Source organism: Caballeronia arvi (assembly GCF_001544695.2).
Classification (GTDB): Bacteria; Pseudomonadota; Gammaproteobacteria; order Burkholderiales; family Burkholderiaceae; genus Caballeronia; species Caballeronia arvi.
The window spans coordinates 1-3120 of the sequence record NZ_FCOM02000162.1; the positions used below are offsets into that span (position 1 = coordinate 1).

The following is a 3120-nucleotide window of genomic DNA, read 5'->3' on the forward strand; positions in this document are numbered from 1 at the left end:
AGCCACTCGTAGAGTTCGGGCGACAGGCCGTAGGCGCGGTCAAGCGAATCCAGTAAGTCCACCCCACACCTCTTTTTCAGACCTGCGCGCGGCAGGCGTCGAATATCGTTGAGCACTCGGCAACCGAGGCCGTTGAACCACTCGGCGAAAGACCGCACTTCGGGGACGACCATGAAGGGCAGCTCCCCGAGCGTGCGTTCGAGCGAACTCATCTTGAGCACGCGCCGGCGACCGCGTTTGGCAAGCAGCCACGCGCCTTGCCCTGTGGGCGCGACACTCATGCGGGCGGTCACGCCGATCGCTTTGACTGTTTCCCCTATTTGCCGGCAGACATGCACGATGCCGCCGAAAAGCCGAAGACTTGCCGTGACATCGACGACGATGGTTTCCTCTTCGCGAACGGCCACCTGAGGAGAGAAGCGCAGTAGGGCGAATGCGACTTCGCGCTGCACGTCGAGTTCACGCGCAGAACTGCGGTCGTACATCAGCGCGTCGGCCGTAAGTGTCGTGACGCCACCGCGCTTCATGCCCACCATCACACCCGCGTCTCTTGCTGCCTGATCGAGCACGATCACCTTGTCGCGTTCCAGCACCACACATCCGTGTTCAGTCGGAGATGACCATCTCGGACGGAACACCTCCAGCGAGAGCCGGGGCAGGAAGATGGCGACGAACACGGCCATGGGGGCTGAGCAGAATCGGTGATGGTTGAAGGTGGATGGACAGTGGGTCGGTTCGGGTGGGGCCTCGTCGCTTGATGACATCGACGACGAGGCCGCCGTCGGCGGGCCGCACACCCAGCCGTAACGCGGCGGGCGACGAATCCTGCGCGGCGGCGAGCGGTCGAACCAGAATCAGCAGGGTTTCGGTCGCTTGAGCCGCCAGATGCAATCGCCGTAACGCCTCGGAGCGGATGTGCTGTTGCCAGAAGAGCAGCGCGCCGCAACTTCGGGCGTTCAGCACGCGCTCGGCGCACCAGAGCGCGTCTGCCGTCTTGGGCGCCCGCAGCATCATCAGCTTGTCCAGCGGCAGCCCCAGATAGGAAAACGCCAGGCTGTTCGGCACGTGCGGCGCCTGGAGCAGCGCGACCGGCCGCTTGCTCGCGGCCACGAGCGCGGGCTTGAGCAGCCGCATTTCACCGATGCCAGGCTGCTGCACCAGCAACTCCACGAGCGCCCCAACCGGCCAGCCGCCGCCCGGCAGTTCCGCCGACAGGGCCGCGTAGCCGGTATCGATCGTCTTGCCGTAGGCGCGCGCCAGTTGGCTTCCCCTCCAGAGGCTCGGGTGCAGTGTGGCGACGTCTTTGGGTAGGGCAGCCATGATGGAAGGCGGTGATCCAAGTACTGTATATTTATACAGTGTAGCGCAAAAGCTGAAGCAGTGAATTTCGTCTTACATACTCGCGCCCAGACCGACCGATCGATAAGCTGCGAAAACATCCGATGCCTGAGGTTGCGGATTTCGTCGCAAAACTACGCGAGGCGTTCGGCGACGCGACCATCGACGAGGCCGTCGCGCGTGGCAAGGCGGGCGAGCCGACATTCTCCGCGCAAGAGATTGGCTGGACGGTCGGGACGAAGTTCGTCGAAGATTTCAATTGCTGGCGGGTCGACGATAGCCTGCGGCATCGCCAATACTGTCCCGGGTGCGACGGTTCGTGCGTGGGCACAGGAACGCGCTGCAGCGAGCGAAGTTAACTCCTGCGTTATTGAAAAGTCCTGCGCTCGTCCGCACGTGCTGTTGTTGGCTGGTATGTTGGGAATAGTAGGGAGCGAAATGAGCAAACCCGATATTGACGAACTGGCCGGCGCACGAGCCGATCTGTTGTGCTTCCTCGTAGCGACGGTGGCGGCCTCCTACGCGCTGACGCAGGAGTGGCGCGTGGATCATGTCGTCGAGAGTTGCCGCATCTGGCTCAAACGTAGCCTCATTGAGATGCACTGGCTCGAACGTGTTCGCATCGGCCAACTGGCGTTCAAGATCGCTCGGCGTGACTTGAAAGGGGCTGGCATCGCCGTGCGGCAATCGGATGTCCAGGCGCTCTTCACCGGCGACATGGGTCTGAATCATGCGAGTACTGTGGTGCAGAAGATGATGCGGCTCTGCCGCGAAGCGCTGTGACGACGGGCAGCCAACGAAACGGGAGACGATGACGTATGTGTTATTCAGCGCAGATCCAGGCGGACTATCGACGCTACGTGAAGATGTTCGGCGCGCAGATGGACATCCGGGAGTTTGCGCGTCTGTTTTGGGAGCGTGCCGAAGGCAGCAAGGCGAAGATTTCGAAGGCGATGGAAGACGCGTTCGTCCATCCGGAAAATGATGACGAACGGCAGATCAAGGCATTCATCGACCGCTACAACGCGGAGCAGGCGACCAGTCTGGAGCAGGAACTTTTCAAGCAGCGCACTCGCCTCGCCGACGCGGAGCGTACCTTGCAGAGCAAGGTTAGGAAGGCGGCAACCGAGAGCAAACGCATTGCGACCGACAAGGTCGATGCGGCACTGCGGCGTCTCGAAGACCTCAAGCGCACCGACGGGCAGCCGAGAGATTCGCGCATCTTCCCCGGTCACTACGCACCCGTGCTCGTTGTTGAAAACGGAGAGTACGTGGTGAAGCCCATGCGGTATCAGTGCCGTATTGCAGGGAAGCCCGCGAACTACGATGCGCGTTTTCCTGGGACGTACAATTGTCGTGTCGATAGTCTGGGTGGCTTCTGGCGGCCGCTCTTTGGCTACTCACACGGCATCATGATCGTGAACCGCTTTTACGAGAACGTGAGCCGCGCCCGCATGGAAGGGCGAGCGCTTGCCGCAGGCGAGAAGGACGAGAATGTCGTCCTCGAATTCGAGCCGGACTCGGGCGGTGAGATGCTGGTCGCCTGTTTGTGGTCGCGCTGGACGGCAAAGGATCAGCCGGATTTGCTCTCATTTGCGGCAATAACTGATGAGCCGCCAGCCGAAGTCGCCGCGGCCGGTCACGATAGATGCATCGTGCCGATCAAGCCGGAGAACGTGGAAGCATGGCTGAACCCGAATCCGTTAAACCTCGATGCGCTGTACGCCATCCTGAACGACCGCGATCGCATTTATTACGAGCATCGGCTCGCCGCGTAATCCG

At 61.6% G+C, this 3120-nt stretch carries 5 protein-coding genes; 2 read left to right on the forward strand and 3 right to left on the reverse strand.

All coding sequences use genetic code 11. The features are described from left to right. The 3 genes from AWB74_RS43760 to AWB74_RS48975 form a co-directional block, all read right to left on the reverse strand. A partial coding sequence (locus AWB74_RS43760) for a Y-family DNA polymerase (protein WP_143749521.1) occupies positions 1-683 on the reverse strand: 683 nt, incomplete at its 3' end. After that, positions 607-1320, reverse strand: a complete 714-nt coding sequence (imuA, locus tag AWB74_RS43765; RefSeq protein WP_061152701.1) for a translesion DNA synthesis-associated protein ImuA — start codon at positions 1318-1320, stop codon at positions 607-609. The genes AWB74_RS43760 and imuA, both read right to left, overlap by 77 nt. A gap of 152 nt (positions 1321-1472) precedes the next feature. After that, complete coding sequence (locus AWB74_RS48975; protein WP_160110408.1) at positions 1473-1628, reverse strand: hypothetical protein; 156 nt, start codon at positions 1626-1628, stop codon at positions 1473-1475. A gap of 148 nt (positions 1629-1776) precedes the next feature. Here AWB74_RS48975 and AWB74_RS43775 point away from each other — a divergent pair, with 148 nt between their 5' ends. After that, positions 1777-2121, forward strand: a complete 345-nt coding sequence (locus AWB74_RS43775; RefSeq protein ID WP_061152703.1) for a hypothetical protein — start codon at positions 1777-1779, stop codon at positions 2119-2121. A 35-nt stretch (positions 2122-2156) separates the two neighbouring features. Next, positions 2157-3116, forward strand: a complete 960-nt coding sequence (locus AWB74_RS43780; protein WP_061152704.1) for an SOS response-associated peptidase family protein — start codon at positions 2157-2159, stop codon at positions 3114-3116. Positions 3117-3120: the final 4 nt, after the last annotated feature.